22 protein-coding genes are annotated in these 24,977 nt (G+C 70.0%); 3 read left to right on the top strand and 19 right to left on the bottom strand.

The genetic code is table 11. The features are described 5' to 3' along the window. Positions 1-100: 100 nt before the first annotated feature. From WMF44_RS13645 to yidC, 7 genes are all read right to left on the bottom strand, one after another. The gene (locus tag WMF44_RS13645) at positions 101-238 is read right to left on the bottom strand and encodes a hypothetical protein (protein ID WP_437299556.1); all 138 of its coding nucleotides are present in this window, start codon (positions 236-238) and stop codon (positions 101-103) included. Positions 239-504: 266 nt separating this feature from the next. Next, complete coding sequence (locus WMF44_RS13650) at positions 505-2,664, bottom strand: protein phosphatase 2C domain-containing protein (protein ID WP_437299557.1); 2,160 nt, start codon at positions 2,662-2,664, stop codon at positions 505-507. A 42-nt stretch (positions 2,665-2,706) separates the two neighbouring features. After that, the gene (locus WMF44_RS13655; RefSeq protein ID WP_437299558.1) at positions 2,707-4,848 is read right to left on the bottom strand and encodes an FHA domain-containing protein; all 2,142 of its coding nucleotides are present in this window, start codon (positions 4,846-4,848) and stop codon (positions 2,707-2,709) included. A gap of 228 nt (positions 4,849-5,076) precedes the next feature. Continuing rightward, entirely contained in the window at positions 5,077-6,249 is a 1,173-nt protein-coding gene (locus WMF44_RS13660; RefSeq protein ID WP_437299559.1) for an FHA domain-containing protein, read from the bottom strand. A 279-nt stretch (positions 6,250-6,528) separates the two neighbouring features. Then, positions 6,529-6,882 (bottom strand): 50S ribosomal protein L19, encoded by a 354-nt coding sequence (gene rplS / locus WMF44_RS13665; RefSeq protein WP_012235149.1) that lies wholly within the window; start codon positions 6,880-6,882, stop codon positions 6,529-6,531. Positions 6,883-7,261: 379 nt separating this feature from the next. Next, a complete protein-coding gene (locus WMF44_RS13670) occupies positions 7,262-7,825 on the bottom strand; it encodes a protein jag (protein ID WP_437299560.1) in 564 nt (187 codons plus the stop codon). Continuing rightward, positions 7,818-9,602 (bottom strand): membrane protein insertase YidC, encoded by a 1,785-nt coding sequence (gene yidC, locus WMF44_RS13675; RefSeq protein WP_437299561.1) that lies wholly within the window; start codon positions 9,600-9,602, stop codon positions 7,818-7,820. Before yidC ends, WMF44_RS13670 begins: the two co-directional genes overlap by 8 nt. Here yidC and WMF44_RS13680 point away from each other — a divergent pair. After that, positions 9,601-9,762, top strand: coding sequence for a hypothetical protein (locus WMF44_RS13680; protein ID WP_437299562.1), 162 nt, complete (start codon positions 9,601-9,603; stop codon positions 9,760-9,762). The two genes, yidC and WMF44_RS13680, sit on opposite strands and share 2 nt — an antisense overlap. On the opposite strand, the gene yidD is transcribed toward WMF44_RS13680, so the two are convergent. From yidD to rpmH, 3 genes are all read right to left on the bottom strand, one after another. Further along, a complete protein-coding gene (gene yidD, locus WMF44_RS13685) occupies positions 9,759-10,139 on the bottom strand; it encodes a membrane protein insertion efficiency factor YidD (RefSeq protein ID WP_437299563.1) in 381 nt (126 codons plus the stop codon). The two genes, WMF44_RS13680 and yidD, sit on opposite strands and share 4 nt — an antisense overlap. Positions 10,140-10,210: 71 nt before the next feature. Further along, positions 10,211-10,774 carry a ribonuclease P protein component gene (gene rnpA / locus WMF44_RS13690; protein WP_437299564.1) on the bottom strand — a complete coding sequence of 188 codons (564 nt, stop codon included), beginning with the start codon at positions 10,772-10,774 and terminating at the stop codon, positions 10,211-10,213. A 10-nt stretch (positions 10,775-10,784) separates the two neighbouring features. After that, positions 10,785-10,934: a 50S ribosomal protein L34 gene (rpmH, locus tag WMF44_RS13695; RefSeq protein ID WP_012235155.1), complete on the bottom strand. Its 150-nt coding sequence runs from the start codon at positions 10,932-10,934 to the stop codon at positions 10,785-10,787. 361 nt (positions 10,935-11,295) lie between these two features. On the opposite strand from rpmH, the gene WMF44_RS13700 reads away from it, so the two are divergent. Together WMF44_RS13700 and WMF44_RS13705 are read left to right on the top strand one after the other, a co-directional pair. Further along, positions 11,296-12,981, top strand: coding sequence for an OmpA family protein (locus tag WMF44_RS13700; RefSeq protein WP_437299565.1), 1,686 nt, complete (start codon positions 11,296-11,298; stop codon positions 12,979-12,981). A gap of 40 nt (positions 12,982-13,021) precedes the next feature. After that, complete coding sequence (locus WMF44_RS13705) at positions 13,022-13,279, top strand: hypothetical protein (protein WP_437299566.1); 258 nt, start codon at positions 13,022-13,024, stop codon at positions 13,277-13,279. On the opposite strand, the gene WMF44_RS13710 is transcribed toward WMF44_RS13705, so the two are convergent. The 9 genes from WMF44_RS13710 to WMF44_RS13750 form a co-directional block, all read right to left on the bottom strand. Beyond that, positions 13,260-15,410: a thioredoxin domain-containing protein gene (locus WMF44_RS13710; protein WP_437299567.1), complete on the bottom strand. Its 2,151-nt coding sequence runs from the start codon at positions 15,408-15,410 to the stop codon at positions 13,260-13,262. The genes WMF44_RS13705 and WMF44_RS13710 overlap by 20 nt on opposite strands. Positions 15,411-15,466: 56 nt before the next feature. Beyond that, a complete protein-coding gene (locus WMF44_RS13715; RefSeq protein WP_437299568.1) occupies positions 15,467-16,795 on the bottom strand; it encodes a beta-ketoacyl-[acyl-carrier-protein] synthase family protein in 1,329 nt (442 codons plus the stop codon). Between the two features lie 36 nt (positions 16,796-16,831). Continuing rightward, a complete protein-coding gene (locus tag WMF44_RS13720; RefSeq protein WP_437299569.1) occupies positions 16,832-17,707 on the bottom strand; it encodes an acyl-ACP desaturase in 876 nt (291 codons plus the stop codon). Further along, entirely contained in the window at positions 17,704-17,955 is a 252-nt protein-coding gene (locus tag WMF44_RS13725) for an acyl carrier protein (RefSeq protein ID WP_437299570.1), read from the bottom strand. Before WMF44_RS13725 ends, WMF44_RS13720 begins: the two co-directional genes overlap by 4 nt. Positions 17,956-17,958: 3 nt before the next feature. Then, positions 17,959-18,843, bottom strand: coding sequence for a class I SAM-dependent methyltransferase (locus tag WMF44_RS13730; RefSeq protein WP_437299571.1), 885 nt, complete (start codon positions 18,841-18,843; stop codon positions 17,959-17,961). Then, complete coding sequence (locus WMF44_RS13735) at positions 18,830-20,653, bottom strand: fatty acyl-AMP ligase (protein WP_437299572.1); 1,824 nt, start codon at positions 20,651-20,653, stop codon at positions 18,830-18,832. Before WMF44_RS13735 ends, WMF44_RS13730 begins: the two co-directional genes overlap by 14 nt. A 630-nt stretch (positions 20,654-21,283) precedes the next feature. After that, positions 21,284-22,360 carry a DUF4340 domain-containing protein gene (locus tag WMF44_RS13740; protein ID WP_437299573.1) on the bottom strand — a complete coding sequence of 359 codons (1,077 nt, stop codon included), beginning with the start codon at positions 22,358-22,360 and terminating at the stop codon, positions 21,284-21,286. Positions 22,361-22,387: 27 nt separating this feature from the next. Next, the gene (locus WMF44_RS13745) at positions 22,388-24,232 is read right to left on the bottom strand and encodes a GldG family protein (RefSeq protein WP_437299574.1); all 1,845 of its coding nucleotides are present in this window, start codon (positions 24,230-24,232) and stop codon (positions 22,388-22,390) included. 9 nt (positions 24,233-24,241) lie between these two features. Then, complete coding sequence (locus tag WMF44_RS13750) at positions 24,242-24,976, bottom strand: ABC transporter permease (protein ID WP_012235165.1); 735 nt, start codon at positions 24,974-24,976, stop codon at positions 24,242-24,244. Position 24,977 lies beyond the last annotated feature (1 nt).

Raw genomic sequence — 24,977 nt, forward strand, 5'->3', positions numbered from 1 at the left:
CGCGGCGATGGGCGCCGTTCGGCGGGAGGCTCTCGCCCGATCGACGAACGGCGTGTCGGCGCGGAGCGTCGTGACTTCCGGGAACAGGGGGTTCAGCGGGTCACAGATCGAGCAGCATGAAGCCGGCGCGGGCCTCCTCGAGAGAGGGTGTACGGGTCGACTCCGGCACCTCTTCTTCCAGATCCTCAGGCGCGCCATGCATGTCGTCGCCGTGCTCGAGCTCTTGGTCGCCAGGCATGGAGGGACCTCCGGAAAGTTAGGCTAATCCGGAATCCGATCTTTCTTCAATCGCATTCCACGAGCGGGGCCGTTGTGCGGTGGTCGTCTGAGTCGAGCGCGTCGAGCGCGCCGAGCTCGGTCGTCGTGATCGTGTCCGTCGAGGTTTCCGCTCGTCCGTGCGGGGCGGTGGGTGGGGGCGGCCTTTCCGCGTCTTTCCGCGTCTTTCCGCGTCTTTCCGCGTCTTTCCGCGTCTTTCCGCGTCTTTCCGCGTCTTTCCGCTCCGCCTCAGCTGCCGAGGAGCTTCCAGAGCAGGAAGACGAACAGCACGAGGATCACGGCCGAGGCCGAGGCGATGAGGGCGATGTAGACGCCGCGCGGGGCGCGCACGGTGCTCGGCACGCTCGGTGCCCCGGAGGACGAGACGGGGCCGGAGAAGCTCGGTGCTGGCGCGGGGCGCGGGCCGGTCGCGGCGTACGCCTGAGCGTGCAGCGGCGCGGGCGCGAGGTGGGGGGGCGGGGCGGCGGCGACCGGGGGACCACCGGGCGCTGCTGGGTTGTGCCCCGGGAAGGCCACCGAAGGCGGCGGAACATCCTGCTCGGTCGCGTGAAGAGGCGCACCATAGGCGGCGCCGACGTGAGGCGGCGCACCGTACGCGGCGCCAGGATGGTGCGGCGTGCCGTAGGGGACGCCAGGAGGGGGCGGCGCGCCGTAGGCGGCGCCAGGAGGGTGTGGTGCGCCGTAGGGGACGGCGGGGTGGGGCGGAGCGCCGTAAGCGGCGCCTGGGTGAGGCGGCGCTCCGAACGAACCAGGCTGAGGGGCCGCGGCGCGGCCCATGGGAGGCGGCGCGGGAGCGCTCAGGGGAAGGGGAGACAGCACGGCGGGCGCGTCGGGCGCGTTCGGGTAAGCCACCGGGGGATGGGCGCCTGGCACGGTTGGAGGCAGCGCCAGCGCGGAGTCCATCGGCGTGGGCGTCATGGCCGACCTGCCGTCGGCCGCCGTGGGGCTCACGGCCTTCGCGCTGGGGGCAGCGGCCGGAGCCACGGGAGGCAGCTCGTCGGTGGCCGTGGGGCTCACGGCCGGCGCGCTGTCGACGGTGGTGGGGCGAAGCGCCGGCGCGCCATGGGCAGCACCCGGCCCGACGGCCGGGACGTTGTCGGTGGCTGTCGGCGCGATGACCGGGACGTTGTCGGTGGCTGTCGGCGCGACGGCCGGCACGTCGTCGGTGGCTGTCGGCGCGACGGCCGGCACGTCGTCGGAGCCCGCCGAGGCCGCGGTCGCCGCGGAGCGGGGGGACGCTGGACGCAGCCCCGGCGCGCCGGTGGAGCCTGCCGGGACCACGGTGACGGCGTCGCTGGTGGACGCAGGGCGCGGCGTGTCGGGGGAGCCCGTCGGGACCACGGTGATCGCGTTGTTGATGGACGCCGGGTACGGCGCCGGCGCGTTTCCTGCGGCCGCCATGCCCGCCGCCGCGCCGCTCGCGGCCGCAGGGGCGCCATGGCCGTGGGGGAGCGGCGTGCTCGTGGCGTGCTGCTGGCCGATCGCCGCCGCATCGGACCGGGGCATCGCGACGGTCTCCTGAGGGCGCGAAGCGCGCGCAGGATGGACGCCGTCGCCCGGGCCCGCCGCCCCTGGCGGCCCGTGCGCGATGGTCAGCGAGCGGCTGCCCGTCTCGAGCACCCGGACCATCTGCACGGTGATGTTGTCGTGACCGCCGCGGTGGTTCGCGAGCTGCACGAGCATCCGGCACGCGTGATCGACCGAGCCCGACGCGAGCGCTTGCCGCGTGCACCCGAGGATGTCGCCGGGGAGCACGAGATCGGTGAGCCCGTCGCTCGACTGGATCAGCACGTCTCCCGGGTAGAGCTCCATCGGCTCGGGTCGAACCTCGACCTCCACCTCTGGCCTCATCCCGAGCGCGCGCGTGATCTTGTTCGCGTCGGGGTGGCCGATCGCCTGCGCCTCCGTGAGCATGCCCGCGTCGATCATCCCCTGCACCATCGAGTGGTCGCGCGTGAGGGGGTAGATCTGGTGGCTCCGGATCACGTACGCGCGGCTGTCGCCGACGTGCGCGACATCGACGCCGCGCTCGTGGAGGACCATCGCGACGACGGTCGAGCCGGGCCGGACGCGGTTCTCCGGCGGCCCGCCCAGCTGGTAGACGCGGCGCCCCGCTTCCTCGATCGCGGCCTTGAGCGCCCCGCTCGGATCCACGGTGGCGGGCGTGCGCTCGATCATCTCGAAGATGGTCTGGATGGCGGTGCGGCTCGCCTCGCTGCCGCCATAGTGTCCGCCCATGCCGTCGCACAGGACGCACAGGTAACCGAACTTGGTCTCGGCGTAGCCGCAGGCATCCTCGTTGACCTGCTTGTTCGGGTCCCGGCCAGCATCGCTGGCCTGGGCGAACTCGATCTTGAGGTGCGGGGAGGACTCGGTCGGGGGCATCATGGGGGGGCGTCGCTCGGGGCGCGAGAACGGGCCCCGGACACGCTACTCCAAACGGACGCTGAACTCGACGGGGCCGAACCGCAACGACGCGCCGGGCGGCACGAGCGTCCACACGGCCGCGGCGATGCGCTGGCCGTTCACGTAGGTCCCGTTGTTGGAGTTCTCGTCCCGCACGAACAGCTGGCCGGCCTCGAGCTTCACGCTCGCATGGGTGCCGGAGACGCGCGGCTCCGACAGCGCGATCAGGCACGAGGCGCCGTCGCGCCCGGCGCGCACCTCGGCGCCGGGGTGCACGGTGAAGATGCCCGCCGGGCCCGAGAGCGTCGCCCGGCTGGCCCCGCCCATGGGGGGGCCCATCATCGGCCCGCCGCCATAGCCGAAGTCGCCCGGAGGCGGCGGCGCGGGCGCGTAGGGCGGAGGCGGCCCGCTCCCGGCCACGATGGGCCTCGGGGGCGCGGCCGCCACCGTGCCGCCGCGCCGCTTCCCGCCGCCGCGGAAGATGGAGACGAGGAGCAGCACGATGACGACGCCGCCGAAGGTCACGCCGCCGATGAGCAGGTACGGCAGCGGCGCCTCCTTCGCCTTCAGCGTGAGGATCTTGTCGGCCGTGACCGCGCTCGTCCGCCGCGCCTGGTTGTCGTAGATGATGAGGCGCGCCGTCGTCTGGTCGCCCTTGCCGACGAGGAACTTGTCGGTGTCCGGGAGCTCGAACTCGACGACGCTGTCGCCGGCCGAGATCGCCTTGCCGCGCATCCCGCCCTCGATCAGCGTCCGCTGGGCCTTCTTCGCGTCCTCGAGGTTCCCGCCCTGCAGCGACTGCGGCGCGGCCTGGTTCTTCGGGACCATGTAGATCTCGGCCCGCTGCGCGTTGCCACCCCAGCAGAAGTTGCCGAAGATCTTGACCGTGCCGCCGGGATAGATCGGCGTCTTCTTCGCCGCGCGGTCGGTCGCGTCGCGGTCGACGTCGAGCGGCCACGCGGTCGGATCGATGCCGACGGGGACGTTCTGGAAGGTGGCGTCGCCGGCGATCGGCGGATCCGTGTTGATGAAGGCGAGCTTGAACGTCTGCGTGATGCTCGGCGCGACGCACGAGACCCGCCACTTCACGATGTGCATCTTGTTGAAGCGGGTGCGGATCGCGTTGACGATGTTGGCCGCGCGCCGCTGCTGGCCGTCGCGCACCACGCTGAAGAAGCCGCCGATCTCGGTGTTCGCCATCCCCTCCATGAACTCGCGGGCGTTCGCCGTGAACTCCTCGACGAGCTGGCTCGGGAACCAGATCGAGATGACGGGCACCGGCGTCTTCGGCAGGACGTCGTTGTTCTCGGGGAACCGCCCCTTCGTCAGGTACTCGCGGAGGAGGTTCGACGCGGCGGCGGTCGAGCTGGGATCCGCGCCGGCGGAGCCGTTCGAGAGGACCACCATCGCCTGGTGCATCGGCACCTGGACGCCCTGACCTGCGTTGCCGAGCTCCTTGAACGCGTCGGTGGCGGCGTTCTTGATGATCGTGAAGAGCGGGCGCGTGCGGCCCTGCGTCGGGTAGGTGCGCGCGACGCCGGCGATCGCCTGCGCGGCCGCCTGCTTGTTGCTCACCCACTTCGAGTCCTCGACGACGCCGCGATCGTTGAAGAACATCACGTCGACGATGTCGTTCGGCTGCATCGCGTTGACGAACGCGCTCGCGACCGCCTTCGCCTCGTCGAAGCGGTTGCCCATGCTCGACGCGGCGTCGATGAGGATGAGCCACGCCGTCCCGACGCCCGGCTGACCGGCGCTGTCGCCCCACCGCGCCTTCGACTCGAACTTCGCCGGAAGATCCGTGCCGTCGACCGTGACGGAGAGGATCGCGTTCTTGTCCGGGAAGTCGAACGACGAGTAGAGCGCCGACGGCTGCTCGATCGCGTCGGCGACGCAGTCGAGGTTCGCGTTGCCGGTGAGCGCGGCGCAGTTGCGGGTGAGGTCGCTGAGGCGCTTGTTCTGCACGACCTCGAGCACGGTCGTGAGCACGGGCGAGCCGTCCACGGTGCTCGCGCGCGGGTCGATGCGGAGCACGTGCGCCTCGGGCGCGGCCTCGGCGCGGCGCTGTCCGGCGAGGAGCGCGAGGACAGCGGCCGCGAGCGCGAGGAGCCTCGCGCAGCGCAGGGCCTTGCCCTCGCGCCTGCCGCGACGGGCGGAGGCGCTCATGGAGTGGATCGGGCGAGTCGCGTCATGAGAGGGAGTCATGCGTGGGGATCTCCAGCGGGCGCGAGGGAGCCGAGGAGCGCTCCCTGCGCGAGCGGGGCGGCCGCCGCGCGCTGGCGGCGGCTATCCGGTTGGTTTTCACGCAGCCTGGCAGGGGCGCCAGGTGCCGGTCGAACGTCGCGGGGGAAGGGGGCCAGGCTCGGCAACGCCTCTCCTCGTGCGATGGGCCCGTCAGGCCCGCGCGGCCACGCTGAGCAGGATGACGCTGAACCCGCCGAAGCGGATCTTGTCGCCATCGCGCAGCTCGCGTCGGCCCTGGAAGCCGATCGCCTCCTCGTTGTGGAATGTCCCGTTGGTGGAGCCGAGGTCGGCGAGGACGATCCGACCGCCGTCGATTTCGAGCGTCGCGTGGTGGGTCGAGGTCGTCCCGTGCGCTATCTCGATGTCGACCTTCTGCCCTGTCTCGGCGCGGCCGACGATGTTCTTGCCTTGCCAGAGCGGCCAGAACCTGCCGAGCGCGTCGTCCTGGAAGCTGACGAGGAAGCCGGCGAGGGTGCGGCGGCTCTCCTGCCCCGCGGCCCTCGGCGGCGCCGGCGTCGCCGGACGCACCGCGGGAGGAGGCGGGATGTACGCGGGCGGCGGGCCCGGCGGGGCGAGGTTCTGCTGTGGCTGCGGCGGCTCGCCGTAGGCGCCGCTGCCGCTCGCCTGCGGTATCGGCGGCGGCGCGGATGCCCCTTGCTGGTTGGGCGCATAGGCCGTCTGGTTGAAGGGATCGCCGCTCATCTGGATGCCGTCGAGGGCGATCGGGTGGCCTCCTTCCATGCAGAACGAGCCGCCCGCCGGGATCGCGTGCCCCTGCACGCAGCGCGCGCCCTGCGGCTGCGGCGGCGGACCGAAGCCGGGCTGCTGGGGCGGGCCGAAGCCGGGCCGCGGGGGCGGAGGGCCGGGATAGCTGCCCTGCTGCTCCGGGAAGCTCGGGGCCGAGCCGTAGCCTCCGCCCGGCGCGCCGTAGATCGGCGGCTCCGGCGGGAACGGCGGCGGCTTCAGCGGCACCGGAGGCGGCGGCTGGGGCGCACCGAAGCCACCAGGCTGCGGCCCGAAGGGCGGAGGCGGACCGAAGCCAGCCGGGTTGCCCTCGGGCGCCGGCGGGAACCCGGGAGGCGGGCCTGGAGGAGCCCCGAAAGGCGCCGGCGGGGGCGGACCAAAACCGCCGCTCGGCGAGCCATAGTTCGGGGGAGGCTCGGGGGGCGCACCGAAGCCCGGAGCAGGAAACGGCGGAGGAGGAGGCGGCGGCGGCGGAGGAGCCCCGAACGCTCCAGGCCCCGACGGGGTGAGCGGCGAGGCGCACACAGCGCAGAATTTATCGGCGGGGGTCGCGGGCGCACCGCAACGCGGACAGAGCATGGTGATCCTTCTCGGGTTTCGCGGCGCTGGGGCACCGCCGCCGCGAGCATACCGTGGCCGCTCGGCCGAGGATCAAGGAAGAAGTATGCGAGAACCCTTGCTACAGGCCGGCAACGCGGTGCGTGCGCGCGCATGCACGCGTCGCCGCCCAGCGCACAGCTGCTTCCGCGCCGTGCCATGGATGCTTGCGCGCGCGATCGAACCAGGGAGCCGGCTGTCCCCCTGGCAATCTGCTCTGCGGGAGCGCTCTGCTCGCGGCCGGGGTGCCGGCCGGCGGGATCAATCCTTTGCGTCGCGGACGCGAGCGGCCTTGCCTGCCAGGTTGCGCAGGTAGAAGAGCCGCGAACGGCGGACCACGCCGCGCGAGACGATCTCGACCTTGTCGATGCGGGGGCTGTGGAGGAGGAACATGCGCTCGACGCCGACCGTGAAGCTCACCTTGCGCACGGTGAAGGTGCTCCGGACCCCGGCGCGGTGGCGCTTCAGAACGACACCCTGGAACACCTGGATGCGCTCCTTCTCGCCCTCGACGATCCGGTAGTGGACGCGCACCGTATCGCCGACCCGGAAATCCGGGATCCCCTCGCGGAACAGGGGAGCTTCGATCTTCGCGAGGATGTTCGAGGTCTGCATGGTCGGTCAATCCTTCAAAGGGTCGGGGATCCGTCTTCGCGGTCCCGTGCCCGTGCTCAAGGGGGCTGGGCCGCCGCCGTTCGGGGACTGCGTCCGGCGGAGCGGGGGCCGCGCGCGGCCCTCGTGCTTCACGCGATGAACGCAGATGGAACCCGGTTGCGGTTCCGGGAGAACATGGGCGCGAGCGCGTGCCCGCGCACCTCCCCGGGGGGTACCGGAGAGGTGCGGCATTATGCATGCGGGCGATCCGGTGTCAACGCCGGCAGCGGCGCAGTCGCTCTTGATGCGCGCGCCTGGTGGGCGTCAGGTGTGCGTTGGGCGTGCGTTGGGCGTGCGTTGGGTGCGCGTTGGGGGCGCGCTTCGTGCCGGGCCTTCAGCCTCAGCGGCGGACGGGGATGATCTGCACGCGGCGGGCCTCTCCCTCGCCGTCGCTCTTGGTGACGACGCCCGGGAACTTCGCCAGCGCCAGGTGGACGACGCGGCGGTCCTGCGGGTTCATCGGCTCGAAGGTGATGATCTTGCCCTCCTCGACCGCCTGCTTGCCCAGCCTGCGCGCCATGGAAGAGAGCGTGTCCTCGCGCCGCTGCCGGTAGCCCTCGGCGTCGATGATCACATGACGCCGCTTCTTGCCCGGCCGGTTGATCACGCGGTTGGCGAGGAACTGCAGCGCCGAGAGCGTCTGCCCCTTCTTGCCGATCACGCGGCCCGCGTCCTTCCCCTCGATCTCGAGCCGGATCTCCTCGGGCGGATCCTCCTCCTCGTTCTCGAGGAGGTCGACGGTGCAGTCCATGCCCATCGCCGCCAGCACATCGATGACGAAGTCGAGCGCGATGTCGGCGCGCCCGTCCTCCTCGAACTCGGCCGCGTCGCCAGCGCCCTGCGCCTCGGCATCGACATCGACGTCCGCCGCGTCGATTCCCCTTTCGGCAACTTCACTATCCACGGACACGTGCTTTTCCCTTTCCGAGAGCAGGGGCCGACTTGTCGTCGTCGCCCGGAGTCTTCTTCATCGCGGATTGGGGCTCCGCGCTCGCGACCTCTCGCACCTGGATGCCGCCGGCCCGTTCGTTCTTCGCCTTCAGGTAGCGCTCGACGAGCACCTGCTGCCCGATGCCGAGCCAGGTGTTCGTCAACATGTAAACGCCGAGGCCGGCCGGGAGGAAGAGCATCATCGCGGTGAAGATGCCGGGCATCAGGTACAGCATCATCTTCTGCTGCGCCGGGTCGCCCTGCGGGGGCATGAGCTTCTGCTGGATGAAGCTCGAGCCGCCGAGGACGATGGGAATGATGAAGTACTTTCCCGGGGCCGACAGGTCCGGAATCACGGGGCCGAACGGGGTGTGGTAGAGCTCCACCGCGGTCTGGAGCGCGGTGTAGAGGGCGAACCATACCGGCATCTGGAGCAGCATCGGGAAGCAGCCCACGACCGGGTTCGCGACCTTGTTCTTGCGCCAGAGCTCCTGCATCGCGAGGCCGCGCTGGGCGGCGTCGTCCTTGTACCTCGCGTTGATCTCATCCATCTCCGGCTTGAGCTTGCGCATCGCCGCGGCGCTCTTGATCTGCTGGATGCTCAGCGGGAAGAGCAGGAGCCGGACCGTGATGGTGAGCAGGACGATGGCCCAGCCCCAGCTGCCCACGGCGCCGTAGAGGACATAGAGGTACGAGACGAGGAGCTTCGCGATCGGCGAGAACCAGCCGAGGTTGATGACCTCGCTCGCCCCGTGATCCACGGCGGCGAGCAGCTCGCGCTCCTTCGGCCCGGTGAAGGACAGGAGCTTGTAGGTCACCGCGCCGCCGGGCGCGAGCTCGTGCTCCGGATAGGCGAGCCGCGCGCGATAGATGTGCCCGTAGCTCGGGTCCTTGCTTTTGTCCTGGAACTTCGAGGTATCCCAGACGTCCTCGATCTGCGTCTCGGCCGTGGGCTGCCCTGGCCCTTCCAGCGGGATCGCGATCTTGCTGAAGTAGCTGCTCGAGACGGCGGCGAACCGCGCGTTGCCCGGGGTGCGCCGCCAGCGCTCGGCGGTGAACTCCGGGTCCTTGAAGTCGCCCGGCTCGAAGGCGTCGGGGAGCTGGCGCTCGGTCTTCTGGTCGGTCGCGGCGACCGTCTCGGTGATCCACTCCGAGATCAGGCCGAGATGGCCCTCCGTCTCCTTCTGGGTCCGCCACGCGGTCTGCTCGACGGCGAGCCGGTGCTTGCGCGGCTCCTGCGCGAGGTTCTCGACCGTCATCTGCACCGAGAGCTCGAAGGGACGCCCCGTGGCCGCGACGACCTTGGTGAGCCTCGTCGCGCTGTCGGCGTAGGTGAACGTGCAGCTCTTGCCGTCCTGCGCCGAGAGCTTCCAGTCGAGGTCGTCGAACGGCACCTGCTGCGCGCTGCCGCCAGGCAGGTGCAGGTCCGTCCTGAGAGGCATCCGCGACTCGAGCGAGGTCGTGACCAGGTCCATCGGCCTGCGCTCGCCGTTCCCCGTCGTGTACTTCGGGTCCGTCATCCAGAGGTGCCGGAGCGACCCGCCGTGCGTCGATAGCTCAGCCTTGAAGCGGTCTCCGTCGATGACGCACATCTCCGGGGGAGCGCGCTCGGCGGGGGCCGTGCTGTCGTTGACGTCGAGCGGCTGCAGCTGCGGCGCGCCCTCACCGAAGAGGAGCGGCTTGCCGAACTGGAAGAACAGGATGATGGCGAGGCCGAGGAACAGCCATTTGGCGATATTGCTGCGTTCCATGAAGTCCTTCGTCGATCCCAGGATCTCGAGCCGCGCCCTTCGCTACGGGCGTCTCGTGACGCCTCACGAGGCTGCCCAGGGTCGCTTCGTGCGGGCTTCGCTCCGCGGCGTGTCGGGCGCCGTGCCGCAGGGGGCCTTGTCGATGGCCGAGCGGGATTAGTCCATGAGGGTGACCCGGCCGCTGAAGCCCGCTCGACAGGGGGATGAGGCGCGCGAGGCGAGCTCCGCGCCAGTAGACGAACAGCGTGTCGTATCCCGCGGGTCAGCGTCCCGTTGACGCGGCATCCGGGCAGCCGCGGCACGGCGAAGACGAGGTGGCGGAGGGTCGAACCCGCCTGGATGAAACGGGTGACACCTACACAGTCGCTTGAGCGAAAGCAAGCTCCCCCGGAGCGCCCCGTGGTCCACGATGCAGGCGGCGGCGTAGCGCGAGCAGGAGGGCTCGAACCGACAGACCGGGCCCATCAACGCCACGATGAGCCTGGAGAGCGTCATCTGGTAGGCGCGGATCAGCGCGAGGAGGAGCGTCGCCAGCATGCGGTGAGCCGTGAGAGAGCGAGGAGCTTGGGGCCCAGCGCACCAGGGCGCAAGGTATGCCGCGCCATCTTCTAGCTGCCGGCTGGGTCGGTCGGGTTGGTCGGGTCAGTCGGGTCTGGCGCGGGCGCCGGTGGATCGCTTGCGCGGCGCTCGGCCACGACCTCCGTTCGCGCGCGCGACGCGGCAGTGAGCGCCTCCTTTGCCCGGCGGCGGAGCACCGGAACCACGCCACGAAGCTCCGCGAGGACGTCATCGAGGCCGAGCGAGCCGGCGCCGGTGCGGAGGATCACCACGATGTCGACGCGCTCCGGGAAGAGCTCCGGGAATCTCCGGAACGCCTCCCTGAGCAGGCGCTTCGCGCGGTTGCGCGCCACAGCGCCGCCCACCTTGCGCGAGGCGACGAGGCCCAGGCGAGGCGCCCCGGATGGGACAGGCGCGGCAGCGCTCTTCGTGCCGCGGAGGGCCCCGCCGCGAGCAGCGCCCTCGGTGGGGGCCGCGACGAGGATCAGCAGGTGGCGGGTGCTGACGCGATGACCACCGTTCTGGATGCAGACGAATTCTGCCCGCCTGCGAATGCGGCGCTCGCGCGGGAACGAGGAGGAGGACGCCGACGAGCGCGGTTGCGCTGGCGCCATCACCGCCGCGTTACTTCTTGTAGATGGTGGGCGCGAGCCGGGCGCGGCCCTTGCGGCGGCGGTTGTTGATGACCTTGCGACCGCCGGCGGTCGCCATACGCGCACGGAAGCCGTGGGTCCGGGCGCGGCGGGTGTTATGGGGCTGGTAGGTGCGCTTCATGGCTGGTGGTCCCTCGGTCTGGACCGCGAACGGCGGCATCCTGGCCGCACGTCAAGCGGGCGCGCAAGAAAGCACGGCATTTGGCCCAGGTCAACACCAGACGACGCGGTTACGCGCGGTCACGGGCGGTTACGCGCGGTGACGGGAGATGACGCGCCTTGCCCACGTTCGCCGTTCTCTCTCACCTTTCTAGAGGCCTGGGTTAGCGTGTAGCCTCCGATCGACCGCAACGGTCGTTCAAGAGCGGGTCACAGGAGGGAATTTGACGCGCACCGGAGGACATGAGGGGGAAAAGCAGCACGCGCCCGCACGGGGCGTCAAGCGACGCGCGCTGGCGGCTGCTGCGGCGGGAGCCTTGTTCTTGAGCGCGCTCCCTGTGAGCGCGCAGACGAGAACGTTCTACCTGGACCGGCTCTACATGGCCGGCGCTCCCGACGACTCGATCGCGCTCTGGCGACCGCAGGTGGCGCCGGAGACGCGCTTCTTCGGGCAGTTCGGGCTCGGGCTCGGCCTCAATCCCTTCCGGGTCGAGAACATGCTGAATGACGAGCAGGCCGCGGGGCGGTTCAGCAGGGAACACGGCTCGCCGGTGTCCTCGCAGCTCATCGGCTACTTCAACGGGGGCGTCGAGCTGCTCGACCGCTTCTCGTTCCAGGTGGGGCTGCCGATCATCGCCCTCCAGACGAGCAACCCGACGAACGACCCGAGCGTCGCCGGCGCAGAGGACGCGGCGAGCCCGTCGACCGCCGCGCTCATGGACATCCGGCTCGACGGGCGGGCGATCCTGTACCGCACCGAGGATCGCTTCTTCAAGCTGGGCGCCAACGTGACGGCGTGGGTGCCGACCGGCAGCAAGCTCTCGTTCTCGGGCGACAACGCCGCGAGCGCGATGATCGGGCTCTCGGGGGAGATCGATCTCAAGTCGATGTTCTTCGTCCTGAACACCGGGGTGCACTTCCGTCCGTACTCATCGCTCAACGACTTCGCCGTGACGAACGAGTGGAGGTGGGGGGTCGGCGGCTTCCTCCCGCTGCGGAACGGGGCGCTGCGGCTCGGCGCGCAGATCTTCGGATCGACGGGCCTCGGCCGCGGCACGACGTTCACCGGCGACAACACGCCGCTGGAGTGGATGGCCGAGGGGCGGCTCGCGCTCGATCAGCGGAAGAAGGGGTGGCTCGGGGTCGGCGCCGGAACGCGGCTGTCGGGCGGCTACGCGCCGGATTTCCGGATGGTCGGGGTCATCGGCTACTCGTTCGGCATCAAGGACGTCGAGCCCATGTCTCCTGGCAGGCGCTTCCAGGCGGTCCCGCCGCGCGCCGCGGACACGGACAAGGACGGGCTCCCCGACGACATCGATCTCTGCCCGACCGATCCCGAGGACGGCAAGCCGCCGAACCGCGACGACGGCTGCCCGGCGCTGCCCGATCGCGACGGCGACGGCATCCCGGACACCAGCGACAAGTGCCCGGATCAGCCCGAGGACTTCGACAAGATCAACGACGCCGACGGCTGCCCGGAGGACGACGCCGACGAGGACAGCATCCCGGACGCGAAGGACGCCTGCCCCAAGGAGCCGGGCCAGCCGAGCCCCGAGCCGACGAAGAACGGCTGCCCGCAGTTCATCCGCCGCATCACGGGGTCGAGCGAGATCCAGATCCTGAAGCAGGTGCAGTTCGCGACCGGCAGCGCGAGGATCTTGCCGAACAGCTACAGCATCCTCGACGAGGTCGTCCGGCTCTTGAAGGTGAACCCCGAGATCACGCTCGTCGCGATCGAGGGCCACACCGACAACCGGGGCTCGGACCAGCTCAACGAGAAGCTCTCGAACGATCGCGCTCACTCGGTCAGGACGTACCTGATCGAGCGGGGCGGCATCGATCCCGCCCGGCTCACGGCGGCGGGCTTCGGTCCGAAGCGGCCGATCGACGACAACAACACCGAGGCCGGGCGCCAGAAGAACCGGCGCGTCGAGTTCCACATCCGCGAGAGCAACACGGGCGGGAACAAGGCTGGCGGCGACAAGGGTGGCGGTACCGTCACGCCGTAGGTGGCTCATCCGGGCGGCGCGCGCGGGAGCCCTGCTGTGCGTGGTGCTCTCGCCGGCGTGCCGCCCTGAGCAGGGCACGCCCTACCGCTGCAGCTGCACCTTCGTCACGGACTTCGACGACGACTCGAGGCTCGACGTGGAGGTCTGCGCTCCGAGCGACGCCCGCGCCGAAGGCGTCGGACGTGGATGCGCGCAGACCCACGCGCCGGGCCCGGTGTCCGGCTGTACCTGCGGAGGCGCCCCGGATCGCGGCCCGTGCGAGCTCGGCGCGTGCCGCGTCACGCCAGCAGCGCCTTGAGGTCGGCCGCCGTCGTGACCGGCGCCGAGCACGTCCGCCCGCGACATGCGTAGGCGACCGCCCCATCAGGGCGCGCGGGCTTGCCCTCGGCGACGACCTTGACCGCCGCGGCGCTCTCCGGCCGAGCCGGATCCACGAGCACGACCGCCCGGTTCGGCAGGTACGCCTTGAACGCCTCGCGCGTGAGCTCGGCCGCCGACGCCGAGCCCGCCTCGCCGACCACCACGACCGTCACTGCACCGCGTGTCAGGCGGTCGAGCACGCACACGGTCTGGCCGAGACCGAAGGCGTTCTCGAGCGCCGTCGGCGCGAGGGCGTCCAGCTGCCGCTCTGCCGGTGAGAGGTAACGCTCGTCGGCGATCTCGGAGAGGCGCAGGCAGAGGAGCGCCGCCATCGAGGCGGCCGAGGGCGCGGCCTGATCGTAGATGTCCTGCGTGCGCGCGATCAGCGCGTCGCCGTCGTCCGGCGTGAAGAAGAAGCCGGGCGTGGCCTCGTCCCAGTGGTGCGCGATCATCGCGTCGGCGATCGCGCGCGCGACGTCGACGTAGCGCGGGTCGGAGGTGGCCTCGTAGAGGTCGAGGGCCGCGTTCCCGAGGTACGCTTGATCGTCGAGGAACCCTGGCCGGACGTCGCGCACGGCCGCCCCGGAGCCGCCTTGCTCGCTCTTCGCGCCGGGAGGCGCGCCGTCCTTGAGATAGCGGCCGACGCGGCCGCCGCGGAGGAGCTTCCGCTCGAGCAGCGCGAAGGCGCGCGCCGCGGCGTCGACCCAGGCGGGCTCGTCCAGCGCGCGCCCGGCGTCGGCGAGCGCCCCGATGAGCAGCCCGTTCCAGCTCGCGAGCACCTTGTCGTCGCGCGCCGGCCGAGGCCTCGCGTCGCGCGCCGCGAGCATCGCGACCCTGGCGCGCGCGAGCGCGTCGCGGCACCGATCGAGGTGGGTCGAGGGGCCGCCTCCCGTGCCGTCGTCGATGACCGCCGCGGCCTGATCGAGCGTGCGGTGCTGCGAGAGCACCGTCGCGCCGCTGTCCTCGAAGTTGCCCTCCTCGCTGATGCCGAAGACGAGGCGGGCCACGTCGTACGCGAGCTGATCCTCGCCGACGGCGTCGCGGAGCTGCTCGAGCGTCCACACGAAGAACTTGCCCTCGCGCCCCTCCGAGTCGGCGTCCTGCGACGCGTAGAAGCCGCCCTCCGGGGCGCGCATCTCGGCGAACAGGTAGCCGACGATCTCGCGCGCCGTCTCGGCGTAGATCGGCTTCTTGAACGCGCGGAACCCGTCGGCGTAGAGGCGCAGGAGGAGCGCGTTGTCGTAGAGCATCTTCTCGAAGTGGGGCACGAGCCAGCGCTCGTCCGTCGAGTAGCGGTGGAAGCCGCCGCGCAGGTGATCCCAGATGCCGCCGTCCCGCATCCTGTCCAGCGTGAGCTCGACGCCCTCCGCCGCGACGCGATCGCCCTCCAGCACGCCGCGGCGGAGCAGCACGTCGAGCGCCATGGTGTTCGGGAACTTCGGCCGCGATCCGATGCCGCCGTGGCGGGGATCGAGGCGCGCGAGCAGCTGCCGCGACGCGCGCCGGAGCAGATCGGACGGCGCGGGCGCGACGACGCCTGCAGCGCGCGCCGGCGCGCGCTGCGCGCGCTCGATGGCATGGGTGATCTCCTGCGCCTGCTGCTCGACGTCGTCGCGCCGGTTCCTGAAGGCGTCGGCGATCTTGTCGAGCACCTTCGGGAAGCCGGGCATGCCGAGCGCGTCCTTCGGCGGGAAGTACGTGCCCGCGAAGAAGGGGCGCTGATCCGGGGTGAGGAACACCGTCAGCGGCCAGCCGCCGCTCCGGCCCATGAGCTGCACGACGAGCTGGTAGATGTGGTCGAGATCGGGCCGCTCTTCCCGGTCGACCTTGATGTTCACGAAGAGGTCGTTCATGTGCCGGGCGATCGCCTCGTCCTCGAACGACTCGCGCTCCATCACGTGGCACCAGTGGCAGGCGGCGTAGCCGATGGACAGGAGGATCGGCTTGTCCTCTCGGCGCGCGAGATCGAGCGCCTCGGCGCCCCACGGGTACCACGCGACCGGGTTGTGCGCGTGCTGCAGGAGGTACGGCGACGACTCGCTCGCGAGCCTGTTCTTGTGGGCTGCCATGGGCCCTACGTAGAGCCGGGCGCGGGGGGCCGCCAGCCGTGGCGCGGTCGCCGGCGCTACGCCCGCTCCAGCACAAGCGCGCAGTTGTGCCCGCCGAAGCCCGCCGAGCACTTCACCGCGTGACGCAGATCGACCGCCCGCCGCTCCCTCACGACGTCCAGGGAGCACTCCGGATCGAGCTCATCCACGTTGATCGACGGGTGCAGCAGCTGGTCGCGCAGCGAGCACACGACCGCGATCGTCTCGACGGCGCCGGCGCCGCCGAGCAGGTGCCCGATCATCGACTTGGTCGCCGAGATCGGGATGCGCGCGAGGCGCTCGCCGAAGACGCGCCGCAGCGCGAGCACCTCGGCGGCGTCGCCCTGCGGCGTCGAGGTCGCGTGCGGGTTGATGTAGCCGATCGCCTCCGGCGCCGTGCCCGCCCTGGCGAGGGCGCGCTGAAGCGCGAGCGCGAGCCCGAGCCCCCCCGAGTGCGGCCGCGTGAGGTGCTCCGCGTCCGTGGTCATCCCGAAGCCGGCCACGACGGCGAGCGGCTTCGCGCCGCGCGCGAGCGCGTGCTGCTCCTCCTCGAGCACGAGCGCGCCTGCTCCCTCGCCCATCACGAAGCCCTGGCGGCGCCGGTCGAACGGGCGGCTCGCGCGCGCCGGGTCGCCGTCGACGGCCCTGGCGAGCGCCTTCGCGTTGCCGAACCCCGCGACGGTGTTGAGCCGCGTCGCGGCCTCGGCGCCCCCCGCGACCATCACGTCGGCCTCGCCCGCCTCGATCATCAGGGCCGAGGTCGCGATCGAGTGCGTGCCCGTCGCGCACGCGCTCGCGAGGTTGTACGAAGGCCCCATGAGCCCGTATCGCATGGAGATGAGCGCCGCGGCGCCGTTCGGCATGACCCCCGGGATGAAGTAGGGCGACACGGCCCGCGGGCCGCGCGCCGCGCTCCTGCCGACCTGCTCTTCGAAGATCTCGACCGACCCCATGCCCGTGGACATCAGGCACCCGACGCGGGTCCGGTCGAAGCCGCTCGCCGGCGCCGCGGCCGCGAGCGGCGGCGCGCCCTGGGCCCGCGCGCCCGCGCGCTCCGCCGCCTCGTCCTCCGCGGCGGAGGCGCGCTCGATCGGCGCGATGCCGGCCTCGCGCAGCGCCTCCACCGCGGCCGCGAGGCTGAAGTGGGTCACGCGGCCATAGATCTCCGCCTCCTTGGGCGACAGGTACCTCGCGACATCGAACCCCTTCACGCTGGCCGCGATGTCGCTGCGGAGCCTGTCGACGGGGAAATCGCGGATGTAGTCCACGCCGGATCGGCCGGCGAGGAGGTTTTGCCAGGTGGTGGCGACGTCGTTGCCCAGCGGGCAAACGGCGCCGATCCCGGTCACGACGACGCGCCTTCGCATCGGACTGCTCTTGCTCGTTGGGGGGAGGTGGAAGGTTCAGGCGGACAGCGCCTGGGGCGCAGTGTTGTCCAGGTTGGGAGCGCTTGCGAGCCCCTCGAGCGAGGGGTCACGGCGCTCACCGCCGCGGCGAAGCTCGAGCGCGGCGCGCTGGGCGGCGAGCATCTCGTGCCGGCCCACGCCGAGGTACTTGAGGATCGGCATGTAGACCTTCTGGATGAACACGTTCCGGTCGACGCCGGCCTCGCGCATCTTCAGGATGCGCGAGTCGTAGTCGGGGACGATCCCGACGCCCGGCATCTCGAAGTTCGCGAACACGTGCGCCATGTCCGCGAGCGTGCCCGGCCGGTCCTCCTCGAGCAGCACCTTGACGACGCTCTGGTAGAAGCGGCAGTGGGCGATCTCGTCGCGGGCGATGTAGTCGTAGATCGTCCGCAGGCACTCGTCGCCCTCCGTCGCGGCCCGCTCCCGGTGCTTCACGTAGATGACGAACGTCGCCATCTCCTGCACGCAGCCGTAGAACGTCATCTGCCGCGGCGTGTGGAACGGGAGGTCCCACTTCTTCGCGAAGATCTGGTGCTGCAGATCGCTGAGCTGCTCCTCCGTGCGCTTGCCCGAGCGCAGGAGGTACTGCATCAGCGTGAGCGAGTGCTTCGACTCTTCATACGCCCAGTTGGCCTGGAACCACGCCTGGCCGAAGTACTTCCGCACGAGGTTGATGCCGTTCGACACGTAGTCGGGCAGGTACATCTCGACCGAGCAGAAGGTCTCCGCGCACAGGGCGAGCTCCTCGCTCGCGTCCTTGTTCACGCGCTCCCAGGGGATGTCCTGGAAGACGTTCCAGCGGCGCTCGCGCTCCGCCTTCTCGAAGAACGTCATGTACTCCTGGAAGATCTTCTCCTCCAGCCGGCTCATACGGTCGCCTCCAGCCGCTCTCCGACCTTCTTGCAGAGGTCGCCCACGGTGATGAGCTCGACCAGATCCTCGTCCGGAATCATGACGCCGAGCTCGGTCTCCATCTCTCCGACGATCTGCATCATCGAGAGCGAGTCGATGCCGAGCTCCGTGATCACAGAAGCCGCGGTGACGTTCGGGAACTCGCGCTTGTCCACCCGGGCGGCAACCGTCTTGAAAATCTCGAGCAGATTGGTCTTGTCCGTCATGGTTCAGTCGATCCTGCGAAGCTCGTATTGAGCGAGGGAGCTGTAGTGCTTGTCGAACGCGTTCACGCACGTCGACAGGTAACGATCGTAGTCGTCGAAGACCTTGTCCCCCCACGTCGACCGGATGGTCTTCTCGTTCAGCCTGAGCCGGCGGAGCCACTCCGCGGTGGTGCGCTGGTAGTGCTCGCGCCGCGTGTTCACCTGCATCACCTCCCAGTAGGGGTTCGCCGCCTGGATGATGTCCTCGAGCCGAGGGTTCAGGCCGCCGGGGAAGATCTCCTTCGTGACGAAGTAGATGTCCTCCAGATCTTTCCTCGTGCCGGCGGGGAGCCCGCCCCAGGGCGTCATCCGCGGCGTCCGGTTGCGGAGGATGGTCTGGAGGCCGAACCAGGCGCCCTTGTTCGTGAGCTCCCAGGCCTTCTTGAAGTAAGCCCGATAGATGTCGATCGCCTTGCCCTGGCGCGCCTCCTCCGGCGAGCACAGGTGATCGATCATGCAGATCGAGATGAGGCTGTCGAACCGCTCGGCCGTCGCGAAGGTCCGGAAGTCGCCGCCGACCACCTCGACGCCGGGGATCTTCCGGGCGTTCACCTCGGCGGCCTGCGCGGTGGACAGGGTGACGCCGACGGCGCGCGTCACGCCGCGCGCCGTGGCCACGTACTCGAGCGCCGCGCCCCAGCCGCAGCCGATGTCGAGCACCTTCCTCCCGGGCCCCGCCTTGGCGAAGTCCGACAGGATCCGGAGCTTGTTCAGCTGCGCGGCCTCGAGCGACTGCTCGGGGGACTCGTAGACGGCGCAGGTGTAGTTCATGCGCTCGTCGAGCCAGAGCCTGAAGAACTCGTTCGAGACGTCGTAGCTGACCTCGACCTCGGCCTTACTGGATCCCATCGATGACTCCTTCGACACGTGCCGGGGCGCCGCCCGCGCGGCCCCCTTCGGTTCGCGACACAGGGCCGCCCGCGCGGACCACGTCGCCATGGGGAGAGGGCGTCGCGCCCTCGTCAATGTCCGAGGCGACCTCGAGCTCGCCGGCCTCGAAGCGCCGCTTCATCTCGCGGCGCCGCACCTTGCCGCTCGACGTCTTCGCCAGCGTCCCCCGCTTGATCAGCGCGACCTCGGACAGCTGCACGCCGAGCTGGGCGCGCACGGCCTGGGTGATCGCCTGCGCGACGCCGGCGACGCTCCGCTTGGCCTCGGCGACGACGATCGCGCGCTCGGCCCCCTCGGCGGTGAGGCACGAGAACGCGACGCAGTGGCCGTCGCGCACCCCCTCGACGGAGGACGCGATGCGCTCGATGTCCTGGGGGAAGTAGTTCTTGCCGCCCAGGATGATGAGGTCCTTGGAGCGGCCGCAGAGGTACACCTCGCCGGCCACGGTATAGCCGAGATCGCCTGTCCGCAGCCAGCCCCCTCCGAACGCGGCCTCCGTCGCCTCTGGCTCGTTGAAGTAGCCGGCGGCGACGCTCGGGCCGCGCACCCAGATCTCCCCGACCTCACGCGGGCCGAGCGGCGATCCGTCGGGGCCCGCGATGATGAGCTCGTGGCAGGGGAGGGGGCGACCGCAGGAGACGAGCTCCAGCGAGGCGCCGCCGTTCGCGGGCCACGCCTTGCCGGCCTGCATCGCCTTCGCGTCCACGCGATCGGTGGTGAGCGGGGCCTTGAGGTCGCTGAACGTGATCGCCAGCGTGGCCTCGGCCATGCCGTACGAGGGGAGGATGCTCTCCGGGCGGAGCCCCCGCTCGCTGAAGCGGCGGAGGAACGCGCGGAGCACGTCGGCCTGGATCGGCTCGGCGCCGCACCCGAGCGCGCGCACGCAGGAGAGGTCCCAGCTGCCCGCCTGCGCGTCGGTGACGGCGCGCGTGGCGAGGGCGAAGGCGAAGTTCGGGGCGAAGGTGATCGTGCCGCGGAACCTGTGGATCGCGTCGAGCCAGAGCGACGGGCGGCGGATGAACGCCGTCGTCGGCAGGAACATCACCGGCACGAGCGCGTAGAGCGGCGCGATGACGAAGCCGATGAGCCCCATGTCGTGGTAGAGGGGCAGCCAGCTGACGCCGCGATCTTCCGGCGTGGAGCGCAGCCCGTCGAACATGATGGCGTGGCTGTTCACCGTCAGGTTGCGGTGGGTCACCATCACGCCCTTCGGCCGCGAGGTGCTCCCCGACGTGAACTGCAGGAACGCGAGGTCGTCGAGGGACACGCGCCAGGGCTCGGCCGCGTGTGATGCGTCGGATGCGTCTGACCCATCGACCGCGCGCAGGTCGCGCTCGAGGACCACGCGCAGGCCTGGCAGGGCCTCACGGCTCTCTCCGTTCGCCGCGAGGTAGGCGTCGATCATCTCCTTGAGCTGCTCGTTCGTGACGAGCACGCTGGCGCCCGACGCCTCGAGGATGTGCTGCACCGTCTCGCCGTACGCCTCGAGCTTGGCCAGCGACTGCGGCGGGTACATCGGGACGGCGACGATGCCTGCCGTCAGCGCGCCCACGAAGGTCAGGACGAACTCGTCGGCCTCCGTCAGGATCAGCGCGACGCGGTCGCCCTTGCGGAGCCCGAGCTTGCGAAGCGCGTAGGCCCGGCGCCTCGCCTCGAGCCAGAGCTCGGCGTAGCTGATCGCTCGCTCCTCCCCGGAGCTGCGAACGAACGTGACTGCGCGGTCGGCGTGCACCGAATTCTGCTGGAGGACTTCGACGAACGTGCGCATAGGGTCTCTGGCGGCTCAGGTCGGCCGGATGTCGTGATCCGTCCGATAAGGACAGCGGGGGCCTGAGTGAGCGCAGCCATAAGCGAAAATCGAGCCAGGGCAAACAGAAAACACGGGAATCCAGGGTTTGGGCTTGATTCCGCCGTGAACGCCTCTGATGCGACCGGGCGCGGTGGTCATAGGTGACGAAAAATCGTGCGCAGAGTGCGTCGAATATTCGTCACATCGGCCTCTGAGTGCGAATCGAGGTTCGCGTGGCGCGGGAGCCACACGGGCCGATAGCACCGACCCGGGTTGAGGTTGCCGGCCGACCCAGGTTGAGGTTGCCGGCCGACCCAGGTTGAGGTTGCCGGCCGACCCAGGTTGAGGTTGCCGTCGCCGACCCGGGTTGAGGTTTCCGGCGCCGACCCGGGTTGAGGTTTCCGTCGCCGACCCGGGTTGAGGTTTCCGGCGCCGACCCGGGTTGAGGTTTCCGTCGCCGACCCGGGTTGAGGTTTCCGGCGCCGACCCGGGTTGAGGTTGTCTGGTTGGGCCGCAGCGACGCCGACGCGGCTTCGGGAGGCGGGCGCACAAAATGCAAGGAGGCGCCGGTCTCCCAGCGCCTCCCGCTCTCATGCGCGACGTCGCCGGCTACTCGACGCCGTCCAGGCCCATGTGGCCCGCCGCCTCGTCGTCATGGGCGTCTTCGCCCTTCTTGTCGTCCTTCTTCTCGGTCTTCTCGAACCTCTTCGCCTCTGCGAGGGCCCAGTCGGCCGACCACGACGACAGGACGTAGATCGTGCCGTCGCCGCCTTCCTTCGTGGCGTAGCGGCTCGACCCCTTCGCGATCTTGCCCACGTTGACGGTGAAGTCGCCCGCGTTGTCCTTCAGCTTGATCGTGATGATGCCGCCGTTCGAGGCCGCCGCGTCGAGCCCGGTGTCCGACTTCTCGTCGCCAAAGTCCTCCGCGCCGAGGTTCTTGAAGGCGCGCAGCAGGTCCTTCACCTTGGCCTCGTCGAACTTCTCCCACTTCGCGGAGGCCGCGCCCAGCTTGCCGCCCTTGTCGCGCTGAGCGAACGTGCCGGCCCACTTGTCGCCGTTCTTCGAGAAGCTGAACAGGCCGTTCTTGTTCTCGACCGAGACCTGGATAGCGTTCTCGTCCTCGAACTTGAGGATCGACGTCTCGCGCCAGTTCTTCGGCTCCCGCGTGTAGAGGTAGCTCGAGTAGCCGCCCGCGACGTAGACGCCGTCCTGCCCGTCGACGCGCGCCATCTGCCCGCGCGAGCCGCTCTTGCCGAAGTACAGGTCGAGCGCCTTCTCCTCGCCCTTGTACGCGACGACGTGGAGCGCCTTCTCGTCGGTGAGCTCGTACTGACCGTACGTGCCGCTCGTCCGGTCGATGACCTCCTTCAGCTTGAGCTCCTTCAGGTTGTCGAGGAGGCTCCGCACGTTCGCCGCGTTCGCCTTGGCATTGACGGGCTTCGTGACCTCCCACGTGTCGCCCTTCTTCTCGAGCGTCACGTCGGACTTGTCGGCGTTCTTGATCGCGATCTTCGTGACCTTCTCGACGTCGTCCTTCGAGACGCCCACCTTCGGCAGATCCGCCGTGGCGGCGGTCGCCGAGTGCGCGGCGAGCTCGTCCTTCTGCTTCTTCTGCGTGAAGTACACGCCGAGGCCGAGGAGCGCGAGGACGGCGAGGGCGATGTAGATTCTGTGCTCGGTCTTCATGGCTCTTTCACCCGATGGGGCTCTGGCTCAGTCGAGCGTGATGTTCTCGCGGGCGCTCTCGCGACGCCGCCACCGGATGAGGCCGAACACGGCGAAGAGCGCCGCCGGCAGGAGCGTCAGCGTCCACTGCACGCGCTGCTGCACCGTCTTGCGCTCCGCCCGGTACTCCTCGGCCTTCTTCGCCAGGGTGGCCTCGTCGTCCGTGGCCTCCTGCTTCGGCTTCTCGATGCCCGCGTAGGTCAGGTTCGTCTCGCCGAACATCTTCGCGGTCGCGGCGAGCAGCGTGCTGTCCCCCGCCATCCAGTCGAGGGTGTTCTTGAACGCCAGGATGGTGGCGGTCAGGTACTTCTGCGCGTACGGCTGCGAGAGCATCAGGAGATCCTCGTCGCCGCCCATCCCGCCCATCATCGCCATCTGCGGCGGCATGGGGGGCGGGTTGCCGGAGCGGGCGAACGGGTTCGCGAGGAACTGCGACGCCGAGAGCACGAGGATCCGGCCCTTGTCCGCGCTCTCCGCGGGCGCGCTGATGCCGAGCCCCTCCTGGCCGCCGAAGGCGCTCTTGAGCTTGCCCTCGACCGTCACCGCGATCGCGCGCTGCGCGTACTCGCCCTTCGGCTTCCAGTCCGCCGAGAACTTCATGTCGATGGCCTCGGACACGTCGACCGTCGTCTTCGGCGTCGAGCGCGCCACGACCTTCATCGTCGCCTCGGGCTGCTTCTCCGGGTGCGGCACGAGGGTCGACGGGAAGGGGAAGGAGAGCTCGGGGAGGCGGAAGAAGCCGGGGAACGACGAGTCGAGGATCTGCTCCTTCTCGTCGAAGCGGCTGTCCTCCTGGAGCTGGAGGATGCCCGGCGCGCGGAACCACATCATCTGGCCCGACTGCGTCTGCACCGGGATGGCCATCGAGCGGCTCCAGTCGAGGATCGCCTCCTTCTTCATCTCGACGCCGTAGCCGTCGAGCAGCTTCTCGAGGCCCCAGGTGTTGAGCGACGCCTTCATCGCCGGGTCGGACGCCTTGAGGTTCACCGCGCCGGCGAACACGGCGAGCGCCTTGTTGCCCAGCATCATGAACTGGTCGATGCGGCGCAGCTCCTTCTCGGTGAACTCCTTGCCCGGCTGCGTGATCACGAGGCCGGCGAGCTCCTTGTTGATCTCGCTGTCGCCGCCCTTCAGATCGACGTCCTCGAACTTGTAGAACGGGAAGTGGTGCTCGAGCAGCGCGCGCATCGACGGGCCGCCGCCCCGGCCGCCCTGCGACGCGACGAGGTTCGCGTCCGTCAGCTTGATCTCATCCTTGCCGGTCACGACGCCGATCTTGGTGTCGATGGCGTCCGCCTTGTCGCGGATCTCGCGGATGGTGTTCGTGATCCAGAACTCGAGGCCCTGCGCCTGGTCCGGCGAGAGCATCGGGATCGCCTCCTTCTCGCTGCCGTACTTGAAGGCGATGCCCATGAACCCGCGGGTGATCGTGGCCTGATCCTGGCCGGTCTCGCTCCCCTCGCCGAAGGCGGCCTCCTGCAGGCCCGCCTCCTTGGCGGCGGCGCGCTGCTCGTCCGTCTTCGCCTCGATGATCGCGTAGTGGAGCTTGCCGTTCGAGGCCTGCTCGTACTCGTTCATGAGGTCGGTGAGGTCCTGGATGAACGCCTCGTGCTTCGGGAGCCCCCGGGTGACGTAGACGTCGATCTGGAGATCCTGCTTGAGCCCCTCGCGGACGAGGTGGGCCGAGCCCTTCGAGAGGGTGAACCTCTCGGCCTTCGTCATGTCGAAGCGCTTGTAGGCGCCGTACGAGATGATGTTGGCCGCCACGAGGATGGCGGCGACGATGGCCAGGTAGACGCCTGTCTGCGTCGCGGCTTTGGCTTTCCGTTCCATGGTTGGTCCTTACGCCCACTTCCTGCGCTCGAGCGCCCTGAACGAGGCCATGAGGCAGCCCGCTGTGATCGAGAGGAAGAAGACGATGTCTCGGGTGGACACCATGCCGCGCGCGAACGGCGTGAGGCGGGTGTCGAAGCTGATGAAGGAGAGGACGTCGCGGAAGAGCGACGGGGCGTAGTCGGCGAGGTTGTCCACGCCGTGCAGGAAGCCGAGCACCAGGAAGGTGATGAAGAACGCGATCACCTGGCTGTCGGTCAGCGACGAGATGAGGAGGCCGATGGACACCGCCGCCGCGCTGTAGAGCACGAGGCCGATGTACCCCGAGAGCACCGGCCCGCTGTCGAGCGCGCCGAGGTGCCAGGGCCACACGAACATCATCAGCGGGTAGAGGATCGTCGAGAAGACGAGCACGAGGACGAGCCCCCACGCGCCGAGGAACTTGCCGAGGACGACCTCGTGATCCTGCACGGGCAGGGTGATCAGCATCTCCAGCGTGCCGCTCCGCTTCTCCTCGGCGATGAGCCGCATCGTGATGACGGGGATGATGAGGAAGGAGAGCCCTATCGGCGCCCAGCTGAACAGCTGCACGAGCGAGGCGCGGTCCGCCTGCCAGAAGCCGCCGTTCATCAGGAAGAAGATGACGCCGAGCGCGATCAGCCCGAAGCAGATCACGACATAGGCCAGGGGGGAATCGAAGTTGGAGCGGAACTCCCGCTTCGCGATGGTCAGGGTGGTGCTCATA

It is taken from the genome of Sorangium sp. So ce426 (assembly GCF_051475585.1).
Classification (GTDB): domain Bacteria; phylum Myxococcota_A; class Polyangia; order Polyangiales; family Polyangiaceae; genus Sorangium; species Sorangium cellulosum_B.

Excerpts from the sequence above, each read along its gene's own strand:
- WMF44_RS13750 (WP_012235165.1), bottom strand. The coding sequence starts at position 24,976 with ATGAGCACCACCCTGACCATCGCGAAGCGGGAGTTCCGCTCCAACTTC.
- WMF44_RS13660 (WP_437299559.1), bottom strand. The coding sequence starts at position 6,249 with ATGCTCTGTCCGCGTTGCGGTGCGCCCGCGACCCCCGCCGATAAATTC.
- WMF44_RS13680 (WP_437299562.1), top strand. The coding sequence starts at position 9,601 with ATGAAGTCCTTCGTCGATCCCAGGATCTCGAGCCGCGCCCTTCGCTAC.
- WMF44_RS13710 (WP_437299567.1), bottom strand. The coding sequence starts at position 15,410 with ATGGCAGCCCACAAGAACAGGCTCGCGAGCGAGTCGTCGCCGTACCTC.
- WMF44_RS13730 (WP_437299571.1), bottom strand. The coding sequence starts at position 18,843 with ATGGGATCCAGTAAGGCCGAGGTCGAGGTCAGCTACGACGTCTCGAAC.
- WMF44_RS13725 (WP_437299570.1), bottom strand. The coding sequence starts at position 17,955 with ATGACGGACAAGACCAATCTGCTCGAGATTTTCAAGACGGTTGCCGCC.
- WMF44_RS13740 (WP_437299573.1), bottom strand. The coding sequence starts at position 22,360 with ATGAAGACCGAGCACAGAATCTACATCGCCCTCGCCGTCCTCGCGCTC.
- WMF44_RS13650 (WP_437299557.1), bottom strand. The coding sequence starts at position 2,664 with ATGATGCCCCCGACCGAGTCCTCCCCGCACCTCAAGATCGAGTTCGCC.
- WMF44_RS13655 (WP_437299558.1), bottom strand. The coding sequence starts at position 4,848 with ATGAGCGCCTCCGCCCGTCGCGGCAGGCGCGAGGGCAAGGCCCTGCGC.
- WMF44_RS13735 (WP_437299572.1), bottom strand. The coding sequence starts at position 20,653 with ATGCGCACGTTCGTCGAAGTCCTCCAGCAGAATTCGGTGCACGCCGAC.
- WMF44_RS13720 (WP_437299569.1), bottom strand. The coding sequence starts at position 17,707 with ATGAGCCGGCTGGAGGAGAAGATCTTCCAGGAGTACATGACGTTCTTC.
- yidD (WP_437299563.1), bottom strand. The coding sequence starts at position 10,139 with ATGCTGGCGACGCTCCTCCTCGCGCTGATCCGCGCCTACCAGATGACG.
- rpmH (WP_012235155.1), bottom strand. The coding sequence starts at position 10,934 with ATGAAGCGCACCTACCAGCCCCATAACACCCGCCGCGCCCGGACCCAC.
- WMF44_RS13715 (WP_437299568.1), bottom strand. The coding sequence starts at position 16,795 with ATGCGAAGGCGCGTCGTCGTGACCGGGATCGGCGCCGTTTGCCCGCTG.
- yidC (WP_437299561.1), bottom strand. The coding sequence starts at position 9,602 with ATGGAACGCAGCAATATCGCCAAATGGCTGTTCCTCGGCCTCGCCATC.
- WMF44_RS13745 (WP_437299574.1), bottom strand. The coding sequence starts at position 24,232 with ATGGAACGGAAAGCCAAAGCCGCGACGCAGACAGGCGTCTACCTGGCC.
- WMF44_RS13645 (WP_437299556.1), bottom strand. The coding sequence starts at position 238 with ATGCCTGGCGACCAAGAGCTCGAGCACGGCGACGACATGCATGGCGCG.
- rnpA (WP_437299564.1), bottom strand. The coding sequence starts at position 10,774 with ATGGCGCCAGCGCAACCGCGCTCGTCGGCGTCCTCCTCCTCGTTCCCG.
- rplS (WP_012235149.1), bottom strand. The coding sequence starts at position 6,882 with ATGCAGACCTCGAACATCCTCGCGAAGATCGAAGCTCCCCTGTTCCGC.